Origin of the sequence: Streptomyces sp. V3I8, from assembly GCF_030817535.1 — a bacterium.
Taxonomy (GTDB): Bacteria; Actinomycetota; Actinomycetes; order Streptomycetales; family Streptomycetaceae; genus Streptomyces.
In genome coordinates this window covers 7,728,986-7,754,990 of the sequence record NZ_JAUSZL010000002.1, presented here as the reverse complement: position 1 = coordinate 7,754,990, position 26,005 = coordinate 7,728,986, and the positions used below count along the sequence as shown (strand labels likewise).

The following is a 26,005-nucleotide window of genomic DNA, read 5'->3' as shown; positions in this document are numbered from 1 at the left end:
CGGGGGCCACCTGAGGTGGCCCCCGCTTCCCGTTCCCCGGGCCCTGCAAGGGGCGCGGGGAACGGCGCAGTCCTTCGTCTCAAGGGACGCGGGGAACGGCGCGGTCTTCTGTCTCAAGGGACGCGGGGAACGGCGCAGTCCTTCGCCCCTCAGGGGCGCGGGGAACGGCGCGACCGGACCCCCCGCCCACCCGCAGGCAGCGAACCGCTCAGCCCTCGTCAGGGGCACCCGACGAGGGCCCCGCCCCCGCCGGCCGCCACCCCCGCGCCCGCGCCCGCGGCAGGGCGAAGGCGGCCCACAGGACGGCCAGCACGCCGCCGGTACCGAGGAGCACGAACAGCGTGGCCCGGTCGGTGGCCCGGTCCGCCGCGGAGGTGTCCCGGACCGCTACGGGGTCCGCGGCCCGCCCGGCCCCGGCGGACCCGTCCGCGTCGCCCGAGTCGTTCAGGACGGTGGTGACGGCCGCGTAGGCGTCGAGCTGCGGGATGTCGGCCGGATAGGCGGTCGCGGTCAGGCGGCGCGCGACGGCGTCGGGCGAGTCGTCCGGCCGCACGGCGCGGACCGCGGCGGCGGCCCCGGCCGCGTAGGCGGCGGCCACCGAGGCGCCCGCGCCGAGGTAGTGACCGTCCCCGCGCGGACCGCCGGAGACCACTCCGGCGCCCGGAGCGGCCAGGTCGATGCCACCGGTGGCGAGGGCGTTGTCCGGCCGGACCCCCGCGGGCATCATGTCGGCCACCGACAGCACGCCGGGCTCACCGGCCGGCCAGTACGTGCGGGCCGGGATCTCGTCGGTGCCGCTGCGGGGCGGGTCCGGGGTGGCCGCGGCGACCACCAGCGCGCCCGCCTCGCGCGCGTCGGCGACCGCGCGGGTCAGCTCCGCGTCACGGCGCGGCAGGGCCACCCCGACCGCGATCACCTCGGCCTTCGCCGCGATCGCCGCGCGAACCGCCGCCACGACGAGGGTCGTACTCGCCTGGCCGCGTGTGTCGGTACCGCGCAGGGCCAGGATCTTCGCGCCCGGGGCGACCCCGGTCAGGCGCGCACGGCCCTCACCGGTCCCGGCGATCAGCCCGGCCAGGAAGGTGCCGTGCCCGACGCAGTCCTCGGCGGCCGCGCCCTCGGCGGTGACCCGGCCGGCGAGACCGGCGGCGCCCGGCACTACACCGGTGTCGATCAGGGCGACGGTGACACCCGCGCCGGTGCTGTACCCGTGCAGCCGGTCCAGGTCGAGGCGCTGGCGCGACCAGTCCTGCTTCCCGGCCTTCTCACGGGAGGCGGGGGTGCAGTCCACCGTGTCGGCGTCCGCGGCGAGCGCGGAGGGCATACCGGGCAGTTCCTGGCCCTTCCCGTCGGCCGCGGGCGGACCGGCGGCAGGGGTCGCCTGCGCCGGGACGACGGTGGGCAGCAGCAGCGCGGCGGCGAGGCCGGTGCCGGACAGCAGGCGGGCGACCCCGCGCGCGGGCTTTCTCATCGGGGGGCCGCCTTGGGTGCCGCGGACACGACGTCCTCGGGGAGCAGGATGCGCAGGTCGTCGAGGGTGGGCGTAGCCAGTGAACTGAGCCGTCCCGCCTGCCGGGTGACCATCGACTCGACCACCTGGCGGGCCAGCCGGGCGTTGCCGAAGGAACGGTCCCGGGGCACCGAGTCGAAGTACTCCTTGAGCACCGGGCCGGTGCCCGCTCCGCACTCGTACCCCATGCTCGCCGCCTGGGCGCGCACGATGGTGACCAGTTCCTCGGAGGAGTAGTCGGCGAAGCCGATGCGGCGCGGGAAGCGGGAGGACAGGCCCGGGTTGGAGGCGAGGAAGCGCTCCATCTCGTCGGTGTAGCCGGCGACGATGACGACCACCTCGTCGCGGTGGTCCTCCATCAGCTTCAGCAGCGTGTCCACCGCTTCCTGGCCGAAGTCGGCGCCGCCGCCGCGCGGGGTGAGGGTGTACGCCTCGTCGATGAACAGCACACCGCCGCGGGCCTTCTCGAAGACCTCGCGGGTGAGCTGGGCGGTGTGACCGATGTAGCGGCCCACCAGGTCGGCGCGGGCGGCCTCGATCAGCTGTCCCCGGTCGAGGATGCCGAGCTGCGTCAGGATCTCCCCGTACAGGCGCGCGACGGTGGTCTTGCCGGTACCGGGCGGGCCGGTGAAGACCAGGTGGTTGCTGAGCGAGGGCACCGGCAGCCCGGCGGCGGCACGGTGACGGGCGGTGGTGATGAGGTTGACCAGGTCGGCGACCTCGCGCTTCACCTCGGCCAGGCCGATCATGTCGCCGAGGCGGGTCAGCGGGTCGTCGGCCGGGGCCGCGGTGTCGGTGGCCTGCGCGGCGGCGGTGGCGGAGACGTCCTCCGGCAGCAGCAGCCGCAGGTCGTGCTCACTGACCTGTTGCAGGGTGGCGAGCCGGACCGCCTGTCTGTCCACCATCTCCTCGAACACCCCGCGCGCGGCACGGCCGTTGCCGAACCCGCTGTCCCGCGGCATCGCCTCGAAGTGCGCGGCCAGCGCGGCCGGGGTGCCCTCGCCCAGTTCGTACTGGTGCTGGCCGCACATGTTCTCCATGATCGCGACCAGTTCGGGCACCGAGTAGTTCTCGAACTCGACGGTCCGCGAGAAGCGGGAGGCCAGACCCGGGTTGGAGCCGAGGAAGGACTCCATCTCGCGGGAGTAGCCGGCCGCGACCACCACCACGTCGTCGCGGTGGTCCTCCATCAGCTTCAGCAGGGTGTCCACCGCCTCGCGGCCGAAGTCGGCGCCGCCGTTGCCGCTGTCCGAGGAGAGGGTGTACGCCTCGTCGATGAACAGCACGCCGCCGAGCGCCCGCTGGAAGGTCTCGGTGGTCTTGATCGCGGTGCCGCCGACGACCTGCGCGACCAGGTCGGCGCGGGAGACCTCGACCAGGTGCCCGCTGCGCAGCGAGCCCAGTTCGGCGAGGATCGACCCGTAGAGGCGGGCGACGGTGGTCTTGCCGGTACCGGGCGGGCCGGCGAAGATCAGGTGCCGGCTCATCGGCGGGGCCGACATGCCGAGCTGTTCGCGGCGCTGGGCGAGCTGGGTCAGGTTGACCAGCGTGCGCACCTGCTGCTTGACGTTCTCCAGGCCGATCAGCGCGTTCAGGGCGCCCAGCGGGCCGTCCGCGCGGTCCGGCGGGGGCGCGTCCGCGGCGCCGGAGCCGGCCGGGTCGGTGTTCTCCGCGCTGCCGGAGCCCCAGGCGTCCCGCTTGCCGTTGCCGGTGCTGTTCAGGCCGTCCACGGCGAGCCGGTCGCCGGGCGCGGTCTGCACCAGGCCGCCGCCCTCGTTCTCGCGGGCGAGGCAGTTCACCAGGGAGACCGGCGCGGTGGACTCCACCCGGAAGCCGTCCTGGGCGCCTCCGGAGACCTCGCAGCCGCTGAGCGAGGCGAGCGCGCCCTCGCGGAGCAGGAAGCCGTGGCCCTTGGAGGCGTGCACGGAGGTGCGGTTGGCGGTCAGTTCGCCGCCCGGGGCGACGACCACGCCTTCCTCGCCGGATATCTCGACGCGGAAGTCACGGACGGTGACGTTGCCGCCGTCCTCCACGACCAGGCCGTTGGTGGCCGTGTCGGAGACTCCGCCGCCGGCCAGGTAGAGGGTGCTGCCGGAGGCCACGCGGACGCCCGCGCCCTTCGGCCGGACCACCTCGCAGTCCTCGACGCGGCCCCGGGCGTCCTTGGCCGTCGAGATGCCGTCGCCTGCGGGCTCCACCAGCCGGGCCCGGCGCAGCAGCGGGTTGGCTCCGCCGCGCACCGCGATGGCGGGCGCGCCGCCGATCACCTCGAGGTGGTCCAGCTCGGGCGCCGAGTCCTCCTCCAGGAGCAGTCCGGTCTGGTCGCAGTCGCGGACCGTCAGACCGGTCAGGGCCGGGGAGGCGGCGCCGGCGACCCGCAGTGCCGCACCCTGTGTGCCGTCGATCCAGCAGTCCTCGAAGGTGCCGCGCGCCCGGTCGGTGACCAGCACGCCGTGTCCGCGGGTGCGCGAGACGCGGCAGCGGCGCAGTACCGGGTCGGTGCCCTGGGCGAGCGTGATGCCGTTGCCGGACGCCCCGGTGACGCGGACGTCCTCCAGCGTCGTACGGCCCGCACTGCTCAGGTGCACGCCGGTGCTGGTGTCGTGCACCACGGTGCGGACCACCGAGAGGGAGCAGTTCTGTTCCAGGGCGATGGAGGGCTTGTCGGTGGAGGAGATGTCGCAGTCCTCGACCGTGCCGCGGGACTCGCCGTTGGCGAGCAGGCCGTTGCCGCGGGCGTCGCGCACCGTGCAGCCGCGGATGCGGGCCTCGCCCTGCTCGGCGAGGACCAGGCCGCTGGTGCCCAGGTGCTCGAAGGTGCAGGACTCCACGGTGGTGGGCGTGGTCGAGGTGACCACGATGCCCGCGCCCTGCGAGTTGCTGATCCGGCACTCCCGCAGCGCGAGCGAACCCGTGCCGCCGGCGAGCATCGCGGTCCACGCGGCGCCGATGATCTCGCAGCCGTCGAGCGCGGCCTGCCCGCGCCGCACGTCCACGGCCGGCAGCTCGGCGTCGCCGCCGCGCAATGTCACTTCGGAGAGCATCACGGCGTCGGCGCGCAGCGCGATCACGCTGCCCGAACGCGGGCGGATCTCCACCGTTCCCCGCCCTTCGGCGGCGGTGAGGGTGACCCTGGTGTTGATCACCAGGTTCTCCGCGTACGTCCCGGGCGCGACGCTGATGAGTGCGCCGGTCCGGGCAGCCGCGAGTGCCTCACCGATCGTCCGGTGACGGTCCCGGTCTCCCGGACCGACCGTCAGTACCTGGCGCGACACGCACCAACCTCCTTGCCACGGGGGCGTCTGCAACGGACGCCCCCGTCTGCTGGGGGCGTGTGTCGGCGAGCCGACGGTGCCATCATGCCCCGCCCGCGGGGCGGACGGGTATCGGGAGTGTTGCTCCCGGTCCGCGGGCGTCCTCAGACGCTCCACTTCTGGTTGTCGGTCCCCGCGCAGCTCCACAACTGCAGCCAGGCACCGCTGTCCCGGTTGTTGTCCTTGATGTCCACACACTTGCCGACGACGGTGTTGACGAGGTCGTGGCTAGCGTTCAGGACGAACTTCTGGGCGGCGTTGCCGCTGCACCGGGCGATCTGGATCGGGGTGCCGTCGTTGTAGTTCGCGTCGGCCACGTCCAGGCAGTAGCCCTTGATGCGGACGGTGCCGTCGGAGGCGAACTGCCATTTCTGCGCGGCGCCGCCGTTGCAGTCCCACACGAACAGCTTCCTGCCGTCGCCGAAGTCGCTGCCCGGTACGTCGATGCAGCGGCCCGAGAGGTGACTGCGCAGGGAGACGGGGGCGCCGAAGGTCACACCCGAACCGGACCTCACCGGCTGGTCCTTGTCACTGTCGGCCTTCTCGTCACCCTTGTCGCCCTTGTCGCCGCTTCGCTTCTTCGGCTGTTCCTTCTCACCGGTGTCCTTGGGTCCGCCGCCGCTCTCGCCCTTCGCGGCGGTGGAGGCGGACGCCTTCTCCACCGGCTTCCCCTGCTTGCCGGCGGACTCCTTCGCGTCGGCGCCCGGGGAACCCGTGCCGGGTGCGGCCGCCGCGAACTCGCCCGGCTCCTCCTGGGCGTCGCCCCCGAGCACGGTGCCCGCCGACGCCGGTCCCTTGCGGTCCTCCTTGTCGTTGCCGCCGAGCATCAGCAGCGGCACCGACACGAGCAGCGCGCCCGCGACCGCGGCTCCGGCCAGCACGGCCCTGCCCGGGCGCCCGACCGGGGCGGTCTCCGGCTGCGGCCGGTCGATGGCGGTCGCGGTCATGGTCCGTACGAGCGCGGGCAGTCGGCTCTTGGCCGCCGCGGCGGCACCGGGGTCCGTACCGGAGTCCGCTTCGGCGTCGGACTCGCTGTCGGGCTCCGCGCCGGGCTCTGCGGCTGTGCCCCGGGACCCTGCCGCCTCGGCTTCGGCGGCTTCGGCTCCGGCTCCGGTCGAGGCCTCGTTCCCGGACCCGGCCTCTGCGGGTGCGGACGTGGCCCCGGGGGTGGGCTCGGACGTCGGCCCGGGCTCGGCAGCCTTCGTACCGGACGTGCGGGATTCACCGGGCGTACGGGACCCGGCTGTGGCCGCGGTCTTCGCCTCGGCGGACTCGGTGCCGGCGGCAGGTGCGGTCGCGGCCGTCGCCTCGCCCTCCGAGCCCGACGATGCGCTCGGGGAAGTGGAGGACTCGGGGGAGGTGGGGGGCTGCTGGGCCGGACGTGTCACGTGGTCCTCCCTGTGGTGTGAGGCCGGGCGCCGGGGGTGTCGTCGTCCCGGGGCGCGGCCTCCGGGCGGGTGGGGTCCGCCGGGCCGGAGGGGTCACCGGAGCCGGGCAGGTCGCCGGAGCCGGGAAGAAGACTGTCCGCCGGTACGAGCAGGGGGGCCGCGGCCCCGGCGTTGGCCAGCAGCCGGGCGCCCGAACCGGTCAGTGAACGGGCCAGCTCCCGGGCCGGGAGTGTGCCGTGCCGAAGCGTCGGGGACATGAACTCGTGCGCCGGTGAGGTGAACAACAGCACCACCGGCGCCCCGTCCTGACCGGTGGCCGTGAGCGGTCGGCCGTCCGCCCCGCGCACCACGGTGACCTCCGCCTCCGCGAGCGCCGCGACCGCCTCGTCCACCGAGCCGTAGCCGGTGGCGGCGCGCTGGGCTGCCGCGTCCACCGGGTCGGTGGGTTCCGGCCAGCCGAGCACGCGGGCCGAGGGCCGGTAGGCGGGATTGGCACGGTAGTCGCCGACACCCCCGCTCCCGTCCGACTGCCACTCCCCCAGCACGGCCCACTCCGGGGGTGTCCGCTCGTCGGTCCACTCCGGGTCGACCACACCGATCCAGTGTCCGGGCGCCCGGCGGGCGGCGTCCCGCACGGCCTCGGGTATCTCGACCTCCGGGATACCCCGGTCCGTCTCCGGGACGCCGGCCACGGGCGACTCGGAAGCAGAGGCGGAGGCGGTGACCGGGGCGGAGCCGTCGGGCACCACGGACGAGGCATCAGGCCTGCCCTCTTGCCGTTCTCCGGGCCGCATCTTCACCTGAACTCTTCGGTCCGTACGAATTCCTGGGTGCCGCACACCATGCGCGCACGCCCACACTGAGCCGACACTGATCAGATCGGGGAGTCAACAGAATGCCACACACGCCCCACCCGTGGGCGCGGGGGTGCGGGTCCGTATCGGGCTCCCACGTGCCCGTTCGCTGCCCGGTCGGAGAACTTTTGGGGAGCAGTGAGGCGTGGACGGACAAAGCGGTGGGGCGGTTGGGACGGTGGGTGCTGCTGTCGCTCCCGTGACGGGCTAAGTTGGATACGCCATCGGACCCGTCGAACGTACATGTGCCTTCCGCCCGGACGTCCAAGCCAGGGCCGTACGGGAGGACTTCGCAGCTCGGAAGGCATCGGACCGGTTCGCGGCCGCCACCGCGGAAGGTCATGCGGACCCGGCGACCCGGACCGGGCCCCACCGGCGCACCTCGACGCGGCACTTGACCAACGCCCGGCGAGCCGGGCGGTGTTCGTCGGCCCGCCCGCTGCGCGGGCCCTCGCCCACCACCGACGGCTCCGCCACCGAGGAGGAGTACCGCATGTCCCCCCAACCCCCACAGACGCCAGGCGCGGACACGAACGCGGACCCGGCCTCCGCTACGCCGGCGGCCGGGTCCGCGACCCCGCCTCCGGTGCCGACACCGTCACCCGCACCCTCATCCGCACCGGACGAGCAGGCCCCGAGCGCGAGCGCGGCCAAGGCTCCTGAAGCCGCGGCTCCCGAGACCGCGGCTCCCGAGGCGGAGTCCGGCACGGCCCCGAAGACCGGGGAGACCCCCGCCGCCCCCGACACCGCCGCCCCGGCCGCCGCCAAGCCGGCCGAGGAATCCGAGGAGGCCACCGCGATGGCGGCGGCCGTCACCATCGCGCCGCCGAACGTCAAGTCCGACACCGGCGTCGACACCGGGCGGCCCCGCAAGCCGATCCTGGCGGGTGCCGCGATCGCCGGCGCCGTCCTGGTCGCCATACCCCTGCTGCTGGCCGGCAGCGCGAACGACGAACGTCCCGGCTCCGACAAGGGTTTGGCCGCGGACTCCGACACCGTCCTCAACGCGAGCTCCGCCCCCGCCATGCTCGACGACTACGTGGCGAAGAAGCCCAGTTCGTCACCGGGCAAGGCCAAGCCGAAGAAGAGCGCGGCTCCGAAGGTCGCCGTGGCACAGCCCGCCTCGCCCTCACCTTCGGCGTCGGCACCGGCGCCGGCCGAGAAGAGCAAGTCGCCCGAGAAGAAGAAGACCGAGAAGCCCAAGGCGGACCCGAAGCCGGTCTGGGGCACCAAGACGGTCTACGCGACCAGCGTGCTGCAGGCCGGGCAGTCCTGGTCCACCAACCGCATCCGCATGGTCATGCAGAGCGACGGCAACCTCGTCGTCTACAACGAGAAGGACAAGCCCGTCTGGGCGTCCATGACCTTCGGCGCCAACCACCGGGCGATCTTCCAGCAGGACGGCAACCTCGTCGTCCACAACGGCGACGACCGCCCGATCTGGGCCTCCAAGAGCCACGGTCACGACAACGCCCAGCTGGTCCTGCGCGCGGACGGCAAGGTGGTCGTCCTGCACAACGGCAACGTCATCTGGTCGACCTGACACCACACCACCGCACCGTCACCACGGCGCGCCGTCACCACGGCGCGCCCTGCCGGCAGGCCTCAGCCGAGGAACGACAACCGGACCTTCCTGTCCGGGTTGTCGCGGTTGGTGTCGACCAGGCACACCGACTGCCACGTGCCCAGTTCCAGCCGGCCGTCGATCACCGGCAGCGTGGCGTGCGGGGGGACGATCGCCGGCAGGACGTGGTCGCGGCCGTGGCCCGGGCTGCCGTGGCGGTGCTGCCAGCGGTCGTCCGCGGGAAGCAGCGTGTGGAGGGCCGCGAGCAGGTCCTCGTCGCTGCCCGCACCCGTCTCGAGGACGGCCACGCCCGCTGTCGCGTGCGGCACGAAGACGTTGAGCAGGCCGTCACGGCCGCCCGCCGCTTCCCGCAGGAACGCCTCGCAGTCACGGGTGAGATCGACGACCGCCTCCCTGGATCCGGAGGTGACGTTCAGGACGCGGGTGGTGAAGGCATCGGACATGCCCCCATCCTGACCCATGCGCCGGATCCCCCACCCGACGACGGCGCCGGGCCGATGCGTGGGACGCATGTCCGTCCCGTGGGACGCGGGTCCGTCCCACGAGACGGCATTGACCCCGTGCGGGCCGACTGGCTACTTTCCTGACCATGCTGCGTTCAGTCCTGCTCACCACGCGCGGTCACATCGACCTGCTGCGGGTGGCCTCCGCCGCGTGTCGCACCGGCCGCTGACGCCTCCTCGCCCCTTTCTCCCGGCGCCCCTGCGCCTCCCCGCTCCCGCAGGCCTGCCCGACCCGGCCCGGGCCGACCCTGGCCGACCCGGGCCGCGTCGGTGCCGGTGCCGGTGAAGGCTCACCAGGGCACGGCTTCCCCCAGCGACACCGTCCGCTTCCCCGAAGGGCTGGCGCCGCCATGGCGACCGACATCCAGGAACCGGCCGCACCCGCCTCCGCGGTACGCGTCGAGGGCCTGACGCGGACCTTCGGCGACCGCGCCGTCCTCAAGGGCCTCGGGCTCGACGTGCGGCCCGGCGAGTTCGTGGCCGTCCTGGGCCGCAGCGGCTGCGGCGGGTCCACCCTCGTGCGCGTACTCGCCGGTCTCGACCGCGACGTCGAGGGCACCGTGCTCGTCCCGCGCCGCAAGGCCGCCGTGTTCCAGGAGCCCCGCCCCACGTCCTGGAAGCGGGTGGTGCGGCGCCACGCGCTGCTCGGGCTGCCCGGCGGGACCGCTCGGACCCAGCGCGCCGCGCTGGCCCGCGCGTTGCTGCGCGAGCCCGACCTCCTGCTGCTCGACGAGCCGTTCGGCGCCCTGGACCCGCCGAATCGACGCCGGGCGCAACGGCTCCTCGGCGAGCTGTGGCGGCGCCGGGGGTGCGCCGTCCTGCTGGTCACACACGACGCGGAGGAGGCCGTACTGCTCGCCGACCGCGTCCTCGTACTGGACCGGGGCGTCATCGCGCACGAGACCGGGGTGGAGCTGGACCGCCCGCGGGACAGCGCCGACCCGCGCTTCACCGCACTGCGGGCCAAACTGGCCGGGCTGCTGGCACGCCCGGGCGACGCCGGCCCGTCCTCGTGACCCCGCCGGGAAGATTCGTACCGGGCCCGGAGTTGGTAGAAGCGTGAACAACAGCGGAGTGCGGGACAGCGCGCGGGAAGTCGATGCGGTAGTCGTCGGCGCCGGTCAGGCCGGGCTGTCCAGCGCGTACCACCTGCGGCGCACCGGCTTCGAGCCCGAGCGGGACTTCGTCGTCCTGGACCACGCGCCGCGGCCGGGCGGCGCCTGGCAGTTCCGGTGGCCGTCGCTCACGTACGGCAAGGTGCACGGCATGCACGCACTGCCGGGCATGGAGCTGACGGACGCGGATCCGCAGCGGCCGTCCTCCGCGGTCATAGCCGAGTACTTCGACGCGTACGAGCACGCCTTCGACCTGCGTGTACGACGCCCGGTCGACGTGAAGGCCGTGCGCGAGGGCGACGCGGGCCGGCTGCTGGTCGAGACCTCGGACGGTATGTGGTCGACACGGGCGCTGATCAACGCGACGGGCACCTGGGACCGGCCGTTCTGGCCGCGCAGCCCCGGCCAGGAGACCTTCCGGGGGCGGCAGCTGCACACCGCCCAGTACCCCGGCCCGCAGGACTTCGCGGGGCAGCGCGTCGTCGTGGTGGGCGGGGGCGCGTCCGGGACACAGCATCTGCTGGAGATCGCGCCGTACGCCGCCGAGACCCACTGGGTGACACGGCGGCCGCCCGTCTTCCGGGAGGGGCCGTTCACCGAGGACGTGGGCCGGGAGGCGGTCGCCCTCGTGGAGGAACGGGTCCGCCGGGGGCTGCCGCCGAAGAGCGTCGTGTCGGTGACCGGCCTGCCGCTGAACGACGCGATCCGGCAGGGCATCGCCGACGGCGTCCTGGACCGGCTGCCGATGTTCGACCGGATCACCCCGGACGGGGTGGAGTGGGACGACGGACGCCGTGTGGATGCGGACGTCATCCTGTGGGCGACCGGTTTCCGCGCCGCCATCGACCATCTGGCCCCGCTGCGGCTGCGCGAGCCCGGCGGCGGCATCCGGGTCGAGGGGACCCGGGTGGTCGCCGATCCGCGGATCCACCTGGTCGGGTACGGGCCCTCGGCCAGCACCATCGGCGCCAACCGCGCCGGACGGGCGGCGGTACGGGACATCCGGCGACTGACGGCGGACGCTCCGCGGACCGTCACGCCGGCCGGGTCGGTCGGATCGGCCGGGTCGACCGTGCCGGCCGGGTCGGGGGAATGACGACTTCGCCGCGCCCCCGGAGGGGCGCGGACGGCTCCACGAGCACACACCACACCGCGGCTACGGCATGGCTGCGGCTGCGGCCGGGCTCAGCGTGACGGCGCCGGGGCGCTCCTGCCGGCGCGGTTGAACTCGGCGACGTTCTTCTTGTGCTCCTCGTAGTCGGCCGTGAAGCGCGTGTCGCCCCGCTTGACGGTGACGAAGTACAGCCAGTCGCCCTGGGCCGGTGAGACCGCGGCACGCATGGCCTGCGCGCCGGGGTTCGCGATCGGCGTGGGCGGCAGCCCCATCCGCGCGTACGTGTTGTACGGGCTGTCGAGCTGCGTGTCGTTCCGGCTGGTCTTCAGGGTGCTGCGGTTCAGCGCGTAGTTGACGGTGGAGTCCATCTGCAGCGGCATGCCCCGGTCGAGCCGGTTGTAGATGACCCGGGCCACCTTGCCCATGTCCGCCTCGGTGGCCGCCTCCGCCTGGACGATGCTCGCGACGGTGACGGTCTGGTAGACGTTCATCGCGTTGCGCTCGGCCCCGGCCGTGACCGTACCGCCGTCGAACTTCTTGTTCGCCGTCTCGACCATCCGGGCGAGCAGGGACGTGGGCGTCGACTTCCTGTCGAGGGGATAGGTCGCCGGGAAGAGGTAGCCCTCGGGGTTACCGCTCGCGTCGTTCGGCAGCTTGAGGTGCGCCTTCTCCAGTGACTTCCTGCTGGTGCCCGCGGGCAGCGCGAGGGCCTTGTCCATGGCCTGGTACACCTGGCCGGAGCGCCAGCCCTCGGGGATCACGAGGGTCCGGGGTTCCTTCCTGCCGTCCGTGCTCAGCAGCGGCACCGCCACGGCGGTGGCCGCCACGACGGCGCCGGTGGCGATGAGGGCGGTCCGCCCCCGGCGCGTCAGTCGGATCGTTCTCCGTGGCGGAGTGGGCGGAGTGTAGTTCTGCATGCGGGCACGTTAACCCGCATACGGTCATAAACTCGACATATAGTCAGTTTGTCGGCTCCAGTTGGGCGTCCCTGCGGACCAGGGCGGCGTAGCGTCCGCCCCGCGCCAACAGTTCCTCGTGCGTGCCCCGTTCGGCCGTGCGCCCGCGGTCGAGCACCACGATCTGGTCGGCACCCCTAATGGTGGACAGCCGGTGCGCGATGGTGAGCGTCGTCCGGTCGGCCGACAGGGCGTCGATGGCCTCCTGGACGGTACGTTCGGTACGGGTGTCCAGGGCGCTGGTCGCCTCGTCGAGGATCAGGACCGGCGGGTCCCGCAGGATGGTACGGGCGATGGCCAGGCGCTGCTTCTCACCGCCCGAGAACCGGTGCCCGCGCTCCCCCACCACCGTGTCGTACCCGTCGGGCAGGGCCGCGATGTGGTCGTGGATCTGCGCGGCCTCCGCCGCGGCGTACAGCTCCTCGTCGGTGGCGTCCGGCTTGGCGAACCGCAGGTTGTCGGCCACTGTGGCATGGAAGAGGTACGTCTCCTGCGAGACCACCCCGATCCCCCGCGCGAGGGTGTCGAAGTCCAGGTCGCGCACGTCCACCCCGTCGAGGGTCACCCGGCCGCCCGTGACGTCGTACAGACGCGGGACGAGATGACTGAGCGTGGATTTCCCGGCACCGGTCTGCCCGACGACGGCGAGGCTGCCACCGGCCGGCACGGTGATGTCGATGCCGTCGAGGATGGGCCCGCTCTTGTCGTCGTAGCGGAACTCGACCCCCTCGAAGCGCACTTCGCCCCTGACCCGGTCGAGGTGGACCGGGCGCTCGGGCTCGGTGATGTCGACGGGCAGGTCGAGGTACTCGAAGATGCGCTGGAACAGGGCGAGCGAGGCCTGGATCTGGACGCCGGTGGACAGCAGGCTGACGGCGGGCCGGAACAGTCCCTGCTGGAGCGAGACGAAGGCGACCAGGGTGCCGATGGAGACCGAGGGCCCGCCCAGCTGGAGGGCCATGCCCGCGGTCCAGTAGATGACGGCCGGCATGGCCGCCATGACGATGCCGATGACGGCCATCCGCCAGCGCCCCGCCATGTTCGACCGGACCTCGAGGTCGACGAGGCTCTCGGACTCCTCGGCGAAGGAGCGGGTGAGGGAGTCGGAGCGGCCCATCGTGCGGCCCAGCACGATGCCGCTCACGGACAGCGACTCGGTGACCGTGGCGGCCATGACCGCCATCTGCTTCTGGCGCTCGGTGGTGATCTTCTTGCGCTCGTTGCCGACGCGGCGGCTGATCCACACGAACACCGGCAGCAGGAGCAGCGAGACGACGGTCAGCCGCCAGTCGAGGGCGACCATCGCGACGATCGTGGCGACGACGCTGGTGAGGTTGGAGACCAGGGAGGTGGCGGTCGAGGTGACCGTCGCCTGCATCCCGCCGATGTCGTTCGCGATGCGCGACTGGACCTCGCCGGTACGCGTCCTGGTGAAGAACGCGAGTGACATGCGCTGCAGCCGGTCGTAGACGGCGGTGCGCAGGTCGTGCATGACGCGCTGGCCGACCGTCGTGGAGATCAGGGTCTGCAGGACGCCGAGGACACCGCCGAGGACGGCGCTGAGGATCATGCCCAGCGCGAGCAGGCTCAGCAGGCCGGTGCGGCCCTGCGGGATGGCGGTGTCGAGGATCTCCTTGAGCAGGAAGGGCGTCGCGACCGAGACCAGGGACGCGGCGCCGACGAGCAGGCCGACGATCGCCAGCCGCCCGCGGTAGGGACGGAAGAGGGTGAGGATGCGGCGTACCTGCCGGGGCTGTCCTGCCTCGACGGGTGGCGGCGTCCAGTTGATGTCGTCGCGGGGCATGGGCTCCTACGGGGTGTGAGAGGAACGGAGGCGGTTCGAAGCCTGACGGAGCATAGCTCATTGTTACCTATACTCACAATGAACATGGTCCTGATATTGTTCCCGCCATGGACACCTCCGACGCCGACGGTCTGCTCGCCGAGCAGTTGCTGCGGCTGACCCGCCGTGTGCACCGCATCCAGAAGCACCACCTCCAGACGCGAGGGCTGGGCATCACGCCGGCCCAGTCCCGCCTGCTGCGCACCCTCGCCCACTACGGCTCGCCGCCGCGCATGGCCGACCTGGCCGAGCGGCTGGAGGTGGTGCCCCGGGCCGTGACCACACTGGTCGACGGCCTGGAGGCGAGCGGCAAGGTACGGCGCGTACCGGACCCCACCAACCGGCGGGTCATCCGCATCGAGCTGACGGAGGACGGCGGGCGGACCCTGCGAGAACTGCACGACGCGCGCCGGGCGGCCGCGGAGGACATCCTGGCGCCTCTCACCGACCAGCAGCGCACGGTGCTCGGGGGGTTGCTGGACACACTCGTCGACGGGACGGGTGCGGCGGCCGGGGGGACGGACGCCCCGCGGGGCCCGAAGGGCACCTGCTGAAGGAGCCCTCCGACCTGCCCGACCCGCCCGGCAGTCACCGCGGACATGGGCTGCATCATGTCGTTCCGGCTGATGCGGTCCGTCCGTCCCGGACCGGTACCGGACCTCAGCCGCGAGTTGGGGAAGAAGAGGCACCCGGGCATGAACTCACCGAAGTCCCAGGACGGGTGAGGGTGCCCTGCACGGTCACCAGGCGTCGGTCGTAGCACCCGCCCGAGCCGTGGAGGCGGTAGCGCTCGCTCGTGGTGGCGACGGCGTGCCGTTGGTCGCGCGGCACGTTCGCGGTGTAGGTCGCGTCGCCCGAGTAGCTGTCGTCGAGCCGGGACCACGCGGTGCGCCGGCCGCCGCGGGTCTCCTCGACGGCCGCCCGGTCGCCGAGCGACAGCACGGTACGCAGCCGGTCACCCGCGCCGAGCGTCGTGGTGCCGTCCATGGTGTAGGTGCGGTCCGTCCGGGTCACCAGGGCGGGCCCGCGCCCGTCGACGGTGAGCTTCTCGTCGTCGGTCCAGGTCCCCTCGAGCGCGTCCGTGGTCTCGCCGTCGGTCCAGCGGTGCGCGGACGCGCTCGCCAGCGTGCGGTCGACCGTGGTCCTGACCCGGCCGTGGGACGTGTCGACATACCCGGACACGGTCAGCCGGTGCCCGGCGTCCGTGTCGAGCCGGTGCTCCGGACCGGGCGTGTATGTCGAGGAGTTCGCGAGGGCGCCGGCCCTGTGGCCGGTGAGCTTCCCGGTGACATGGGCGCTCTTCGCGTCCTGCCAGACGAGGACGTTCACCGGGGTGCTCCAGCCGCTCCGCCCCTCGGGAACGCCCACCACGGAGACGTCGATCCGGTGCGGCCGGCCGTCGTTGAGCAGCCCCGCGAACGGGGTCAGGTCGTACTCGACCGGCTTGATGTCGAAGGCGCGCGGGCCCGGGATCACGTACCAGAGGAAGGGGTTGGACCAGCCACCGGTCCACACGGTCGGGAACGGCGCGGCGATACCGGCCAGTTCGCCGTCGACGGCGATCTGCACCTCGCGGTAGGGGCCGTCGCCCGCCTTGCAGGAGTAGGGAGCGGCGTCGGGCACCGTCAGGTACCAGTACTCCTCGCAACCGCCGCCCGAACCGGTGGCGTACACCTCGGCGACGATGCGTTCACTGTTGCGCGGCGTGGTGAGGGTGCCGTCCCGGAGGGTGAGGACGCGGTCGGGGGTGACGGCTGCGACTGCGGGCTTGTTCGCGGCTGCGGGCCCGTTCGTGACTGCGGCCGCGGGACCGTCCGCGGTTCGTTCTCCGGCCGCGTAGAAGGTCAGGGTCACCTTGACGTCGATGACGCCGGTGTAGGTGTCGTCGACGACGTTGCCGATCAGCATCTCGACGTCGCGGCCCGCGCGGAACGTGTCGCTGTAGCGCGTGACGTCCTTCTCCACCGACCACTCGATGCCGTCGGGCGAGGGCTGCGGGGTGGACGTGCGGAGGACTTCGACACCGCCGATGTGCAGGTAGCCGAGCCGGTCGTACTGGCGTCCCTTCACCTTGCCGTCGAGGCGCAGCACGACCTTGCTCCAGCGGTCGCCGCAGCCGCTCGGGGGTGCGTACGTGCCCTTGTAGGGCGTGAAGTCCCGGAACTGCGCCTCGGCGACCGTGACTTCGCAGGACCGTCCGGCGGGCTTCGTGACGGGCGGGGCGGCGGTGAGGGGATCGTGCCAGTCGGTGCCGAACTCGGCGGGCGGGTCGGCGAGGGCCGAGGCCTGTGGCGGCCGGGCGGCCGAAGCGGGGTGCGCGCCGAGGAGGGTGCTCGCCGCCAGGGTCGCTCCGGCGAGCATGGACATGATGATCCGTCTTCTCATGAGCGGTGTTCTACGGGGAGCCGGCCCGGCGCGCAATGCGGCCTCGGTCGTGCACCGGGACCCGGGGACCGGGAGCTCGCCGCATGACAGGACCCGTACCACTGCTGAAGCGGTACGGGTCCGGGCCGCTGAAACGGTACGGGTACGGGTCCGGGTCCTGCGGGTGTCAGGCCTTGAGGTCGGCCTTGTCGCCCATCACCACGACCGGGTTGCGGTCCGGGTCGAGGGTGCGGAGCAGGTACTCCATACCGGACTTGGACAGGCTCACGCAGGCCGACGTACCACTGCCGTGGTCCATGTGCAGCCAGATGCTGCCGCCCTTGGACTGGCCCTCGGGGCGGGTCGGGTCGTTCGGCGAGGTGCCCTTGACGCGGTTGTAGTCGATGGCGATGACGTAATCGAAGTCGTTCCAGTGCGACTTGGCCCAGTAGTGCGGGGCCTGGAAGCCGGCCGACTCGGTGTACGGGAGTTTGGCGCCGGGGTCGGTGAGGACGCCGCCCGCGTCGCTGAGCGTGAACACCCCGACGGGGCTGCGTTTGTCGCCCTCGCGGTGGCCGGTCGTCCAGCCCTTCTTGCCGTTGTGCCCTTTCCAACTGCGCGTCTTGTCCCAGGTGGAGCCGGACTTGGTGTAGAGGACGATCGTGGAGTCCGCCGAGTCCTTGCCCTCGCCGTAGACCGCGACGACCTGCCGGGAGCCGGCCGGGATCTGCTTCTGCAGCTTGTCACCCACATCGGGGATGCGCTTCAGGTCGACGGTGCGCGCCTGTTCGGGACGGGACCCGTCGCCCGCCTGCCCGTCGTTCTCCTTGCCGCTCCCGCCGTCCGAGCCGCCGCAGGCGGCCAGAGGCACCAGCAGGGCGGTCAGGACCGCGGTCACGGCCGTCGTGCGCTTCGCACCGCGTATTCGCATACCGTCCATCGTCGCACCACGTTCCGGACAACCGCGCCCGACCCTCGGCCTACCTGCCGAATACGGGCGTTCCAGGCCGAATCTTTGCCCTGTGACGGAAAACCGTTTGCCTGCGGACACGCTGCGACGCGAACCTTGCACAGTTTGTTGCCTCCCCTCACTCCGTACTACCAGCCCTTTGGGACGTCATGCAGATTCAAGACCTTCCGTATCCCGACCCGGGTGTGCCGGACGCACGCTCGGGGCCCCGGTTCCTGATGTGGCTCGGCCGCAATCAGCTCGGCGGGCAGGTGAAGGCCCTGGTCTGGGGTCTGCTGCACTTCGTGTCCGTGTCCGCGCTGCCCTTCTGCGTCGGTTTCGCCGTCCAGGCCGTCGTGGACCGCTCCGGAGCGCGGCTCGCCCTCGCGGGCGGGGTGATCGCGCTGTGCGGCGCCGGCATCGCGCTGGGCGACACGATGCTGCACCGGGCCGCCGTCACCAACTGGATCACCGCGGCCGCACGCGTACAACAGCTGCTGGCACGCCGGACCGCCCTGCTGGGCTCCGCGCTGACGCGACGGGTCGCGGCCGGCGAGGTCGTCGCGGTCTCGACCGGTGACGTGGAGAAGATCGGCTGGTTCGTGGAGGCCGTGTCGCGGTTCACCGCGGCCGCGCTGACGATCGTGGTCGTCTGCGTCGCCCTCGTCGTCTACCAGCCGGCGCTCGGCATCGTCGTCGCCGTGGGCGTGCCCGTCCTGGCGCTGTCGGTACTGCCGCTGCTGCCGCGGGCCACCCGCCGCGCCGACTTCCAGCGCGAGAAGGCCGGGCGCGCCACCGAGCTGGCCTCGGACACCGTCGCGGGCCTGCGCGTGCTGCGCGGGATCGGCGGCGAGGAGCTGTTCCTCGACCGCTACCGCCGCGCCTCGCAGGAGGTCCGGCACGCCGCCGTGCGCAGCGCCCGGATGTGGGCGCTGATCTCCGCGATCCAGGTGCTGCTGCCCGGACTGCTGCTGATCGCGGTCGTCTGGCACGGCGTGAACCTGGCGCGCGAGGGCCGCATCACCGTCGGCGAGATGGTCACCGTGTACAGCGCTGTCATGCTCCTCAGTTACCCGTTGCGGCACTTCACCGAGATCGCGATGGCGTACTCCTTCTCCCGGCCGTCCGCCCAACGCGCGGCGCGGGTCCTGTCGCTCGAACGCGCCATGGACAGCGAGGGGTCGCGGGAGGCGCTGGTGCCGACCGGGGACCTGTACGACCCCGCGACCGGTCTGCTCGCGCCCGCCGGACGGCTCACCGCCGTGGTGTGCGGTGACCCCGACGCCGCGGGCGCACTGGCCGAACGGCTCGGCGGTCATCCGGCGGACTCCTCGGAGCTGCCGTCGGCGCTGGTCGGAGGCGTGCCGCTGGACGAGTTGCCCCTCGACTCCGCCCGCACCGCCGTCCTCGTGCAGGACAAGGACCCGGTCCTGCTCTCCGGAACCCTGCGCGACCTGCTCGCCGTGCCCGCCTCGGGGGACGTCACCGCCGAGGAGGCGCTGTCCGCGGCGCAGTGCGGGGACGTCCTGGACGCGCTCGCCCAGGGCGCGCTGGACGCCACCGACCCGATGGACGCCCGGATCACCGAACGCGGGCGCTCCCTGTCCGGCGGCCAGCGCCAGCGCCTCGCGCTGGCCCGGTCGCTGGTCACGGCACCCGGGGTGCTGGTCCTGGACGAACCCACGTCCGCGGTCGACTCGCACACCGAGGCGCGGATCGCCGACGGGATCAGGGCACTGCGCCAGGGACGCACCACGGTGGTGTTCACCTCGTCGCCGCTGCTCCTGGACCGCGCGGACCGGGTCGTACTCGTCCACGGGGGCGAGGTCGCGGCGGTCGGCGTGCACCGTGAACTGCTGCACAGCGACGTGCGGTACCGCGCGGTGGTCACCCGGGAGACCGACGACGAGGCCACCGCGCACGAGCTGGGCCACCGGCAGAAGTTCGAAGGCCTCGAAGAGATCGAAGACCTGGAAGAGATCGAGGAGACGGCATGATCGGCGTGGCGCCACCGGCCTACGACCCGGCGGCCCCGACGACAGCAGAGACCCTGCCCGTCGGTGCCCCCGCGACCGTACGCGCCTATGTGAGCGAACTCTTCCGACGGCACCGGCGGGCCTTCCTGCTCCTCGTCGCCGTCAACACGGTCGCCGTCGTCTCCTCGATGGTCGGCCCCTATCTGCTGGGCTCCCTGGTCCAGCACGTCTCCGACGGGGCGGAGGCGGCGCGCGAACTGCACATGGAGCGCACCGTCGCACTGTTCGCCGTCGCCCTGGTCGTCCAGGCCGTCTTCGTGCGCCAGGTACAGCTGCGCGGGGCCATGCTCGGCGAACGGATGCTGGCCGACCTGCGCGAGGACTTCCTCGTACGGGCCGTGGGGCTGCCGCCCGGCGTCCTCGAACGGGCCGGCACCGGCGATCTGCTGTCCCGCATCACCACGGACATCGACCGGCTGGCCAACGCCATGCGCGAGGCCGTGCCGCAGCTGTCCATCGGTGTGGTGTGGGTGGCGCTGCTGCTCGGCGGACTCGTCGTGACCGCGCCGCCGCTCGCGCCCGCCGTGCTGGTCGCCGTCCCGATCCTGGTGGTCGGCTGCCGCTGGTACTTCAAGCGCGCGCCGAAGGCCTACCGCTCCGAGGCCGCCGGTTACGCGGCCGTCGCCGCCGTGCTCGCCGAGACCGTGGACGCCGGACGGACCATCGAGTCGCACCGCCTGAGCGCCCGCCGCATCGACCTGTCGGACCGGCGGGTCGCGGAGTGGACCGCCTGGGAGCGGTACACCCTCTGGCTGCGGTCGGTGCTCTTCCCGGTCATCAACGCCACGCACACCACGGTCCTCGGCTCGGTCCTGATGATCGGCGGGTGGTTCGTCCTCCGGGGCTGGATCGACGTGGGCCAGCTGACGACCGGCGCGCTGATCGCACTGATGCTCGTCGACCCGGTGGGCCTGATCCTGCGCTGGTACGACGAGCTGCAGGTGGCCCACGTGTCGCTGGCCCGGCTCGTGGGCGTCCGTGACATCGAGCCGGACGCGGGCGACGGTTCGCTGGCCCCCGACGGACGTGACGTGCACGCCGACGAGGTGCACTTCGGCTACCGGGCGGGCGTCGACGTGCTGCGCGAGGTCTCCCTGGAGGTCGCGCCCGGCACCCGCCTCGCCCTGGTCGGTCCGTCCGGCGCGGGCAAGTCCACACTGGGCAGACTGCTCGCCGGGATCTACGCGCCCCGCACGGGCAGCGTCACCCTGGGCGGCGCCGAGCTGTCCCGGATGTCCGCGGAACGGGTCCGCTCCCACGTGGCGCTGGTCAACCAGGAACACCATGTGTTCGTGGGCGCCCTGCGCGACAACCTGCTCCTCGCCCGCACCGGTGCCGAGGATGCCGAGCTGTGGGCGGCCCTCGGCGCGGTCGACGCCGACGGCTGGGCCCGGGCGCTGGACGACGGGCTCGACACCGAGGTGGGCTCGGGCGGTGTGGCGCTCACACCGGCCCAGGCGCAGCAGGTGGCGCTCGCCCGCCTGGTGCTCGCCGACCCGCACACGCTGGTCCTGGACGAGGCCACCTCGCTCCTGGACCCGCGGGCCGCCCGTCATCTGGAGCGCTCCCTGGCCCGCGTGCTGGAGGGCCGCACGGTGGTCGCCATCGCCCACCGGCTGCACACCGCCCACGACGCGGATGTCATCGCCGTCGTCGAGAACGGCCGCATCAGCGAACTCGGCAGCCACGACGAGCTGGTCGCCGCCGGGGGCGCGTACGCGGCGTTGTGGCGGTCGTGGCACGGGTGAGCCGCTGCCCGGCCCCGGTCCGCCGCACGGGGGCGGGCCGGGGCCGGCGGGGGCCCACCCGGGGGTGGACCGGGGCCTTGCCACTCCAGGCTCACCGCCACGGCCCGCCCCGTACCCGCCCGCATGTCCGCCCCACGTGAGCAGGCGGCCACGCCCGGCCGGGCCCCTTGCCGTTGCGCGGTGTCGAAGAGGGGTGGAAGGGTAGATGGCGGCACCGGCTCGGAGAAAGCCCGGGAACCATCCGGTTCCACGTGTTCCGGACGGACGGACGGGCGGGCGGGCGGGGTCCGGGCCGGACGGTCCGCGCACCGGCGGCCGGACGCGACAGCAGACCGGCCCGCACCACCTGGAGGTACTCGTGGACAGCGCCGACGGTTGGGGAGACGACGTCTACCAGCCCGACGGATCCGAGATTCAGGACGACGCCGGGCTGCTCGACGCCGAGGACACCCTGGAGACCGACGGTGTGAACGACCCCCTCGATCGTGGCTGGTCACCTCCGGAACGCCCCTGGGCGGTGGAACGCAGAGACGTGACGGCGGCCGAGCGGCACCGCGGCGAGACCCTCGACGAACGTCTCGCGGAGGAGCTCCCCGACATCGCCCCACCCGACGGCGACGGCATCGGGGACTGTCCGGACTCGGACGGGGAACCCCTGGACAACGAAGTGGGCACCCTCCGCTCCGGGCGTCTCGTGGCTCCCGGCGAAGGCGCGCACGAGGACGGGGAGAGCGGGCTGATCGCCACGGACGTGGGCATCGACGGAGCGGCGGCCTCGGCGGAGGAGGCCGCCATGCACATAGTCGACGAGGACACCCTGTCCGGCTGACCCCGCTCTCTCCCCCGATCCGTCCGCGCACCCCTCCCCCACGCAAGGAGTACTCATGCAGCAGGACAAGCACCCCGACTACCACTCGGTCGTCTTCCGTGACCGCGCCGCCGGATACGCCTTCCTGACCCGGTCCACCGCCGTCAGCGACCGGACCATCGAGTGGGACGACGGCCGGACGTACCCCGTCGTCGACGTGGAGATCAGCTCGGAGAGCCACCCCTTCTACACGGGCACCGCCAGGACCGTCGACACGGAGGGACGGGTCGCCCGCTTCGAGAAGCGCTACGGCACCGGCACCGGCACCGGCACCGCCGCCGGGAGCGAGGGCGGAGCGGGCCAGGGTGGGGCACCGGACGGCGACGACACGGTGTGACCTCGCCGGGAGGGGTGCGGTCCGCCGCCCGTCGGCGGTACCCGCCCCTCCGGCACGGTGCCTCAGATGTAGTTGAGAGCGGCCGCGCCGCCCACCCCGCCCAGCACCATGAACGCGGGCATCAGCACCTTCAGCTCTACCCAGCTGCCCGCCCTGAACCGCAGCACCTTGGGCGGCCCGAGCGGGTACCAGCGCTTGCGGCCCACCGGGATCGGCCACAGTATCGGGCAGCCCGACACCGTCAGCGCGTCCCCGATGTCGTGCACCAGCGCACCGAGGACGATCGGCAGTCCGAGCCACAGGTACTCCTGGCCCGGCTCCGTGAACAGCCAGCCGGCGCCGTTGCCCGGCTCGTCCAGTATTCCTCCGATGATCCACGCGCTCGTCGCGGCCAGCAGCCAGACCAGGACGTCGGAGCTGGAGCCACGCGTCGCCCGCCAGAGCAGCCCCTCGATGGCCAGCACCAGGTGCACGAACAGGATGGCCAGCACCGCCCAGCGGCCTCCCTGGATCGCGATGACCGAGGCACCCGCGCCGATCAGCACCGCCCAGAGCCAGGTGTGGGTGAGGGTGCGGTGTCCACCGGAACGGCTCGGGTCGCCGGGCTTCTTCGTCCCCTTGTAGACGGCGTACGAGAGCTTGTCGACGATCTCGCACAGTCCCCGGGAGACGGGCCCGAAGGCCCGCGAGATCGTGGCGGCCTTGTGGTCCAGGTCCGGGGCCAGCGCGGCACCCGCGCAGATCAGTGCTCCGGTGAGCACGACCGGCCAGGGCATCGTGTGACCGGCGGCGGCCGCCGCCGCTCCGACGCCCAGCCAGGCCGCCGCCCCGGACAGTGAGTGTGCTGGTCCCATCATCGCCGTGCCCCGCCCCATTCCTCTTGTACGGGCCGCCGGTCGCCCGCCCGTGCCGACACCTGGCCGGCGACACAGCGTAGCCTTCATGATCTTCGGTCCCGCATCCGATTCCCTCATCGGGTGCGATGACAGGCAAGATGGGGTCGTGACCCTTATCGATCAGCTGCCGCCGACCGCAGATCCCGACGCCCTCTACGAAGCCTTCGAGTCGTGGGCCGGGGAACGCGGTCTCACGCTCTACCCCCACCAGGAGGAGGCGCTGATCGAGGTGGTCTCGGGGGCGAACGTGATCGTGTCGACCCCCACCGGGTCCGGCAAGAGCATGATCGCCGCAGGTGCCCACTTCGCGGCGCTCGCCCGTGACGAGGTCACCTTCTACACCGCGCCGATCAAGGCCCTCGTCTCGGAGAAGTTCTTCGAGCTGTGCAAGATCTTCGGCACCGAGAACGTGGGCATGCTGACCGGCGACGCCTCCGTGAACTCCGATGCCCCGGTCATCTGCTGCACCGCCGAGGTCCTGGCGTCGATCGCGCTGCGCGACGGCAGGCGCGCCGACGTCGGCCAGGTCGTCATGGACGAGTTCCACTTCTACGCCGAGGCCGACCGCGGCTGGGCCTGGCAGATCCCGATCCTCGAACTGCCGCAGGCGCAGTTCATCCTGATGTCGGCGACGCTCGGCGACGTCTCCATGTTCGAGGAGGACCTGACCCGGCGCACCGGCCGTCCCACCTCGGTGGTGCGCTCGGCGACCCGCCCTGTGCCCCTCTCCTACGAGTACAAGCTGACGCCGCTGACCGAGACGCTCACCGAGCTCCTCGAGACGAGGCAGGCGCCCGTCTACATCGTGCACTTCACCCAGGCACAGGCTGTGGAGCGCGCGCAGGCACTGATGAGCATCAACATGTGCACGCGCGAGGAGAAGGACCAGATCGCCGATCTGATCGGCAACTTCCGCTTCACCACCAAGTTCGGCCGCAACCTCTCCCGCTACGTACGGCACGGCATCGGTGTGCACCACGCCGGCATGCTGCCCAAGTACCGCCGTCTGGTGGAGAAACTGGCGCAGGCCGGTCTCCTGAAGGTCATCTGCGGCACGGACACCCTCGGCGTCGGCGTGAACGTGCCCATCCGCACCGTGCTGTTCACCGCGCTGGCGAAGTACGACGGCACCCGCGTACGGACGCTGCGCGCGCGGGAGTTCCACCAGATCGCGGGCCGGGCCGGGCGGGCGGGCTTCGACACGGCCGGCTTCGTCGTGGCGCAGGCCCCCGAGCACGTCGTGGAGAACGAGAAGGCCCTGGCCAAGGCGGGCGACGATCCGAAGAAGCGTCGCAAGGTGGTGCGCAAGAAGGCTCCGGAGGGCTTCGTCGGCTGGACGGACACCACGTTCGAGAAGCTGATCTCGTCCGATCCGGAACCGCTGACCTCGCGTTTCCGGGTCACGCACACGATGCTCCTGTCGGTCATCGCACGCCCCGGCAACGCCTTCGCCGCGATGCGGCATCTGCTGGAGGACAACCACGAGTCCCGCAAGCAGCAGCTGCGCCACATCAGGCGGGCGATCGCCATCTACCGCTCGCTCCTCGACGGCGGAGTCGTGGAGAAACTCGACACGCCCGACGCCGAGGGCCGGATCGTGCGCCTCACCGTCGACCTGCAGCAGAACTTCGCCCTCAACCAGCCGCTGTCGACCTTCGCTCTCGCCGCGTTCGAGCTCCTGGAACCCGAGTCCCCCTCGTACGCCCTCGACATGGTGTCCGTCGTGGAGTCCACGCTGGACGACCCCCGGCAGATCCTCGCCGCCCAGCAGAACAAGGCCCGTGGTGAGGCCGTGGCGGCGATGAAGGCGGACGGTGTCGAGTACGAGGAGCGCATGGAGCGGCTCCAGGACGTGTCGTACGCCAAGCCGCTCGAAGAACTGCTCTCCCATGCGTACAACACCTACCGCCAGAGTCATCCGTGGGTGGGCGACCATCCGCTCTCCCCGAAGTCCGTCATCCGCGACATGTACGAACGGGCCATGTCCTTCACGGAGTTCGTCTCCCACTACGAGCTCGCCCGCACCGAGGGCATCGTGCTCCGCTACCTGGCGAGCGCCTACAAGGCCCTCGACCACACCGTCCCGGACGACCTGAAGTCGGAGGACCTGGAGGACCTGATCGCCTGGCTCGGCGAGATGGTGCGCCAGGTCGACTCGAGCCTCCTCGACGAGTGGGAGCAGCTCGCCAACCCCGAGGTCATGACGGCCGAGGAGGCGCAGGAGAAGGCCGACCAGGTCAAGCCGGTCACGGCCAACGCGCGCGCCTTCCGGGTCCTCGTCCGCAACGCCATGTTCCGGCGCGTCGAACTCGCCGCCCTCGACCACCTCGCGGAACTGGGCGAGATGGACGCCGAGGCCGGCTGGGACGCCGACGCCTGGGGCGATGCCATGGACAAGTACTGGGACGAGTACGACGATCTCGGCACCGGTCCCGACGCGCGTGGACCCAAGCTCCTGCGCATCGAGGAGGAGCCTCAGAACGGACTGTGGAGGGTGCGGCAGACCTTCGCCGACCCGAACGGAGATCACGACTGGGGCATCGGTGCGGAAGTCGACCTCGTGGCCTCCGACGCCGAGGGACGTGCCGTCGTCAAGGTCACCGCCGTCGGCCAGCTGTGAGCACA

General features: G+C 72.4%; 20 protein-coding genes. 10 read left to right on the top strand and 10 right to left on the bottom strand.

Features of this window, described 5'->3' with window-relative positions:
- Positions 1 to 208: 208 nt before the first annotated feature.
- The 4 genes from QFZ75_RS34425 to QFZ75_RS34410 all read right to left on the bottom strand — a co-directional run bounded on the left by QFZ75_RS34425 (position 209) and on the right by QFZ75_RS34410 (position 7,006).
- A complete protein-coding gene (locus QFZ75_RS34425; RefSeq protein ID WP_307543231.1) occupies positions 209 to 1,471 on the bottom strand; it encodes a S8 family serine peptidase in 1,263 nt (420 codons plus the stop codon).
- Positions 1,468 to 4,785 (bottom strand): right-handed parallel beta-helix repeat-containing protein, encoded by a 3,318-nt coding sequence (locus tag QFZ75_RS34420; RefSeq protein WP_307543229.1) that lies wholly within the window; start codon positions 4,783 to 4,785, stop codon positions 1,468 to 1,470. Before QFZ75_RS34420 ends, QFZ75_RS34425 begins: the two co-directional genes overlap by 4 nt.
- Before the next feature lie 143 nt (positions 4,786 to 4,928).
- The gene (locus tag QFZ75_RS34415; protein ID WP_307543227.1) at positions 4,929 to 6,212 is read right to left on the bottom strand and encodes a ricin-type beta-trefoil lectin domain protein; all 1,284 of its coding nucleotides are present in this window, start codon (positions 6,210 to 6,212) and stop codon (positions 4,929 to 4,931) included.
- On the bottom strand, positions 6,209 to 7,006 hold the full coding sequence (locus tag QFZ75_RS34410; RefSeq protein WP_307544980.1) for a type VII secretion system-associated protein: 798 nt from the start codon (positions 7,004 to 7,006) through the stop codon (positions 6,209 to 6,211). The genes QFZ75_RS34415 and QFZ75_RS34410 overlap by 4 nt, the downstream gene beginning before the upstream one ends.
- Positions 7,007 to 7,652: 646 nt before the next feature.
- Between QFZ75_RS34410 and QFZ75_RS34405 the strand changes: the two genes are divergently transcribed.
- Positions 7,653 to 8,609 carry a mannose-binding protein gene (locus tag QFZ75_RS34405; protein ID WP_307543225.1) on the top strand — a complete coding sequence of 319 codons (957 nt, stop codon included), beginning with the start codon at positions 7,653 to 7,655 and terminating at the stop codon, positions 8,607 to 8,609.
- Between the two features lie 62 nt (positions 8,610 to 8,671).
- Here QFZ75_RS34405 and QFZ75_RS34400 read toward each other — a convergent pair whose 3' ends face one another.
- On the bottom strand, positions 8,672 to 9,094 hold the full coding sequence (locus QFZ75_RS34400) for a secondary thiamine-phosphate synthase enzyme YjbQ (protein ID WP_307543223.1): 423 nt from the start codon (positions 9,092 to 9,094) through the stop codon (positions 8,672 to 8,674).
- 146 nt (positions 9,095 to 9,240) lie between these two features.
- On the opposite strand from QFZ75_RS34400, the gene QFZ75_RS41255 reads away from it, so the two are divergent.
- From QFZ75_RS41255 to QFZ75_RS34390, 3 genes are all read left to right on the top strand, one after another.
- A complete protein-coding gene (locus tag QFZ75_RS41255) occupies positions 9,241 to 9,324 on the top strand; it encodes a putative leader peptide (RefSeq protein ID WP_373466074.1) in 84 nt (27 codons plus the stop codon).
- A 180-nt stretch (positions 9,325 to 9,504) separates the two neighbouring features.
- Positions 9,505 to 10,170, top strand: coding sequence for an ATP-binding cassette domain-containing protein (locus QFZ75_RS34395; RefSeq protein WP_307543221.1), 666 nt, complete (start codon positions 9,505 to 9,507; stop codon positions 10,168 to 10,170).
- Between the two features lie 43 nt (positions 10,171 to 10,213).
- Positions 10,214 to 11,365, top strand: a complete 1,152-nt coding sequence (locus tag QFZ75_RS34390) for an NAD(P)-binding domain-containing protein (RefSeq protein ID WP_307543219.1) — start codon at positions 10,214 to 10,216, stop codon at positions 11,363 to 11,365.
- Positions 11,366 to 11,454: 89 nt separating this feature from the next.
- Here the strand turns inward: QFZ75_RS34390 and mltG are convergent, their stop codons facing one another.
- Both mltG and QFZ75_RS34380 read right to left on the bottom strand, forming a co-directional pair.
- Positions 11,455 to 12,300 (bottom strand): endolytic transglycosylase MltG, encoded by an 846-nt coding sequence (gene mltG, locus QFZ75_RS34385; RefSeq protein ID WP_307543218.1) that lies wholly within the window; start codon positions 12,298 to 12,300, stop codon positions 11,455 to 11,457.
- 43 nt (positions 12,301 to 12,343) lie between these two features.
- The gene (locus tag QFZ75_RS34380) at positions 12,344 to 14,143 is read right to left on the bottom strand and encodes an ABC transporter ATP-binding protein (protein WP_307543216.1); all 1,800 of its coding nucleotides are present in this window, start codon (positions 14,141 to 14,143) and stop codon (positions 12,344 to 12,346) included.
- Between the two features lie 107 nt (positions 14,144 to 14,250).
- Between QFZ75_RS34380 and QFZ75_RS34375 the strand changes: the two genes are divergently transcribed.
- Positions 14,251 to 14,736 (top strand): MarR family winged helix-turn-helix transcriptional regulator, encoded by a 486-nt coding sequence (locus QFZ75_RS34375; RefSeq protein WP_307543215.1) that lies wholly within the window; start codon positions 14,251 to 14,253, stop codon positions 14,734 to 14,736.
- Positions 14,737 to 14,842: 106 nt separating this feature from the next.
- On the opposite strand, the gene QFZ75_RS34370 is transcribed toward QFZ75_RS34375, so the two are convergent.
- Together QFZ75_RS34370 and QFZ75_RS34365 are read right to left on the bottom strand one after the other, a co-directional pair.
- On the bottom strand, positions 14,843 to 16,567 hold the full coding sequence (locus QFZ75_RS34370; RefSeq protein ID WP_307543213.1) for a peptide-N4-asparagine amidase: 1,725 nt from the start codon (positions 16,565 to 16,567) through the stop codon (positions 14,843 to 14,845).
- Between the two features lie 166 nt (positions 16,568 to 16,733).
- Positions 16,734 to 17,477, bottom strand: a complete 744-nt coding sequence (locus QFZ75_RS34365) for a hypothetical protein (RefSeq protein ID WP_307543211.1) — start codon at positions 17,475 to 17,477, stop codon at positions 16,734 to 16,736.
- 188 nt (positions 17,478 to 17,665) lie between these two features.
- Here QFZ75_RS34365 and QFZ75_RS34360 point away from each other — a divergent pair, with 188 nt between their 5' ends.
- The 4 genes from QFZ75_RS34360 (at position 17,666) to QFZ75_RS34345 (ending at position 22,484) form a co-directional block, all read left to right on the top strand.
- Positions 17,666 to 19,492: an ABC transporter ATP-binding protein gene (locus tag QFZ75_RS34360; RefSeq protein WP_307543209.1), complete on the top strand. Its 1,827-nt coding sequence runs from the start codon at positions 17,666 to 17,668 to the stop codon at positions 19,490 to 19,492.
- Complete coding sequence (locus QFZ75_RS34355; protein ID WP_307543207.1) at positions 19,489 to 21,279, top strand: ABC transporter ATP-binding protein; 1,791 nt, start codon at positions 19,489 to 19,491, stop codon at positions 21,277 to 21,279. Before QFZ75_RS34360 ends, QFZ75_RS34355 begins: the two co-directional genes overlap by 4 nt.
- A gap of 358 nt (positions 21,280 to 21,637) precedes the next feature.
- Positions 21,638 to 22,108 carry a DUF5709 domain-containing protein gene (locus QFZ75_RS34350; RefSeq protein WP_307543205.1) on the top strand — a complete coding sequence of 157 codons (471 nt, stop codon included), beginning with the start codon at positions 21,638 to 21,640 and terminating at the stop codon, positions 22,106 to 22,108.
- A gap of 55 nt (positions 22,109 to 22,163) precedes the next feature.
- Positions 22,164 to 22,484, top strand: a complete 321-nt coding sequence (locus QFZ75_RS34345; protein WP_307543204.1) for a type B 50S ribosomal protein L31 — start codon at positions 22,164 to 22,166, stop codon at positions 22,482 to 22,484.
- A gap of 62 nt (positions 22,485 to 22,546) precedes the next feature.
- Here QFZ75_RS34345 and QFZ75_RS34340 read toward each other — a convergent pair whose 3' ends face one another.
- Positions 22,547 to 23,341 (bottom strand): metal-dependent hydrolase, encoded by a 795-nt coding sequence (locus QFZ75_RS34340; protein WP_307543202.1) that lies wholly within the window; start codon positions 23,339 to 23,341, stop codon positions 22,547 to 22,549.
- Positions 23,342 to 23,486: 145 nt separating this feature from the next.
- Between QFZ75_RS34340 and QFZ75_RS34335 the strand changes: the two genes are divergently transcribed.
- Complete coding sequence (locus QFZ75_RS34335) at positions 23,487 to 26,000, top strand: RNA helicase (protein WP_307543200.1); 2,514 nt, start codon at positions 23,487 to 23,489, stop codon at positions 25,998 to 26,000.
- The last annotated feature ends 5 nt before the right edge of the window (positions 26,001 to 26,005 follow it).

What these genes read in the sequence shown, in the direction of transcription:
- QFZ75_RS34425 (WP_307543231.1), bottom strand. Translation starts at nt 1,471, where the DNA reads ATGAGAAAGCCCGCGCGCGGGGTCGCCCGCCTGCTGTCCGGCACCGGC.
- QFZ75_RS34410 (WP_307544980.1), bottom strand. Translation starts at nt 7,006, where the DNA reads ATGCGGCCCGGAGAACGGCAAGAGGGCAGGCCTGATGCCTCGTCCGTG.
- QFZ75_RS34400 (WP_307543223.1), bottom strand. Translation starts at nt 9,094, where the DNA reads ATGTCCGATGCCTTCACCACCCGCGTCCTGAACGTCACCTCCGGATCC.
- QFZ75_RS41255 (WP_373466074.1), top strand. Translation starts at nt 9,241, where the DNA reads ATGCTGCGTTCAGTCCTGCTCACCACGCGCGGTCACATCGACCTGCTG.
- QFZ75_RS34395 (WP_307543221.1), top strand. Translation starts at nt 9,505, where the DNA reads ATGGCGACCGACATCCAGGAACCGGCCGCACCCGCCTCCGCGGTACGC.
- mltG (WP_307543218.1), bottom strand. Translation starts at nt 12,300, where the DNA reads ATGCAGAACTACACTCCGCCCACTCCGCCACGGAGAACGATCCGACTG.
- QFZ75_RS34380 (WP_307543216.1), bottom strand. Translation starts at nt 14,143, where the DNA reads ATGCCCCGCGACGACATCAACTGGACGCCGCCACCCGTCGAGGCAGGA.
- QFZ75_RS34375 (WP_307543215.1), top strand. Translation starts at nt 14,251, where the DNA reads ATGGACACCTCCGACGCCGACGGTCTGCTCGCCGAGCAGTTGCTGCGG.
- QFZ75_RS34370 (WP_307543213.1), bottom strand. Translation starts at nt 16,567, where the DNA reads ATGAGAAGACGGATCATCATGTCCATGCTCGCCGGAGCGACCCTGGCG.
- QFZ75_RS34365 (WP_307543211.1), bottom strand. Translation starts at nt 17,477, where the DNA reads ATGCGAATACGCGGTGCGAAGCGCACGACGGCCGTGACCGCGGTCCTG.
- QFZ75_RS34360 (WP_307543209.1), top strand. Translation starts at nt 17,666, where the DNA reads ATGCAGATTCAAGACCTTCCGTATCCCGACCCGGGTGTGCCGGACGCA.
- QFZ75_RS34355 (WP_307543207.1), top strand. Translation starts at nt 19,489, where the DNA reads ATGATCGGCGTGGCGCCACCGGCCTACGACCCGGCGGCCCCGACGACA.
- QFZ75_RS34345 (WP_307543204.1), top strand. Translation starts at nt 22,164, where the DNA reads ATGCAGCAGGACAAGCACCCCGACTACCACTCGGTCGTCTTCCGTGAC.
- QFZ75_RS34340 (WP_307543202.1), bottom strand. Translation starts at nt 23,341, where the DNA reads ATGATGGGACCAGCACACTCACTGTCCGGGGCGGCGGCCTGGCTGGGC.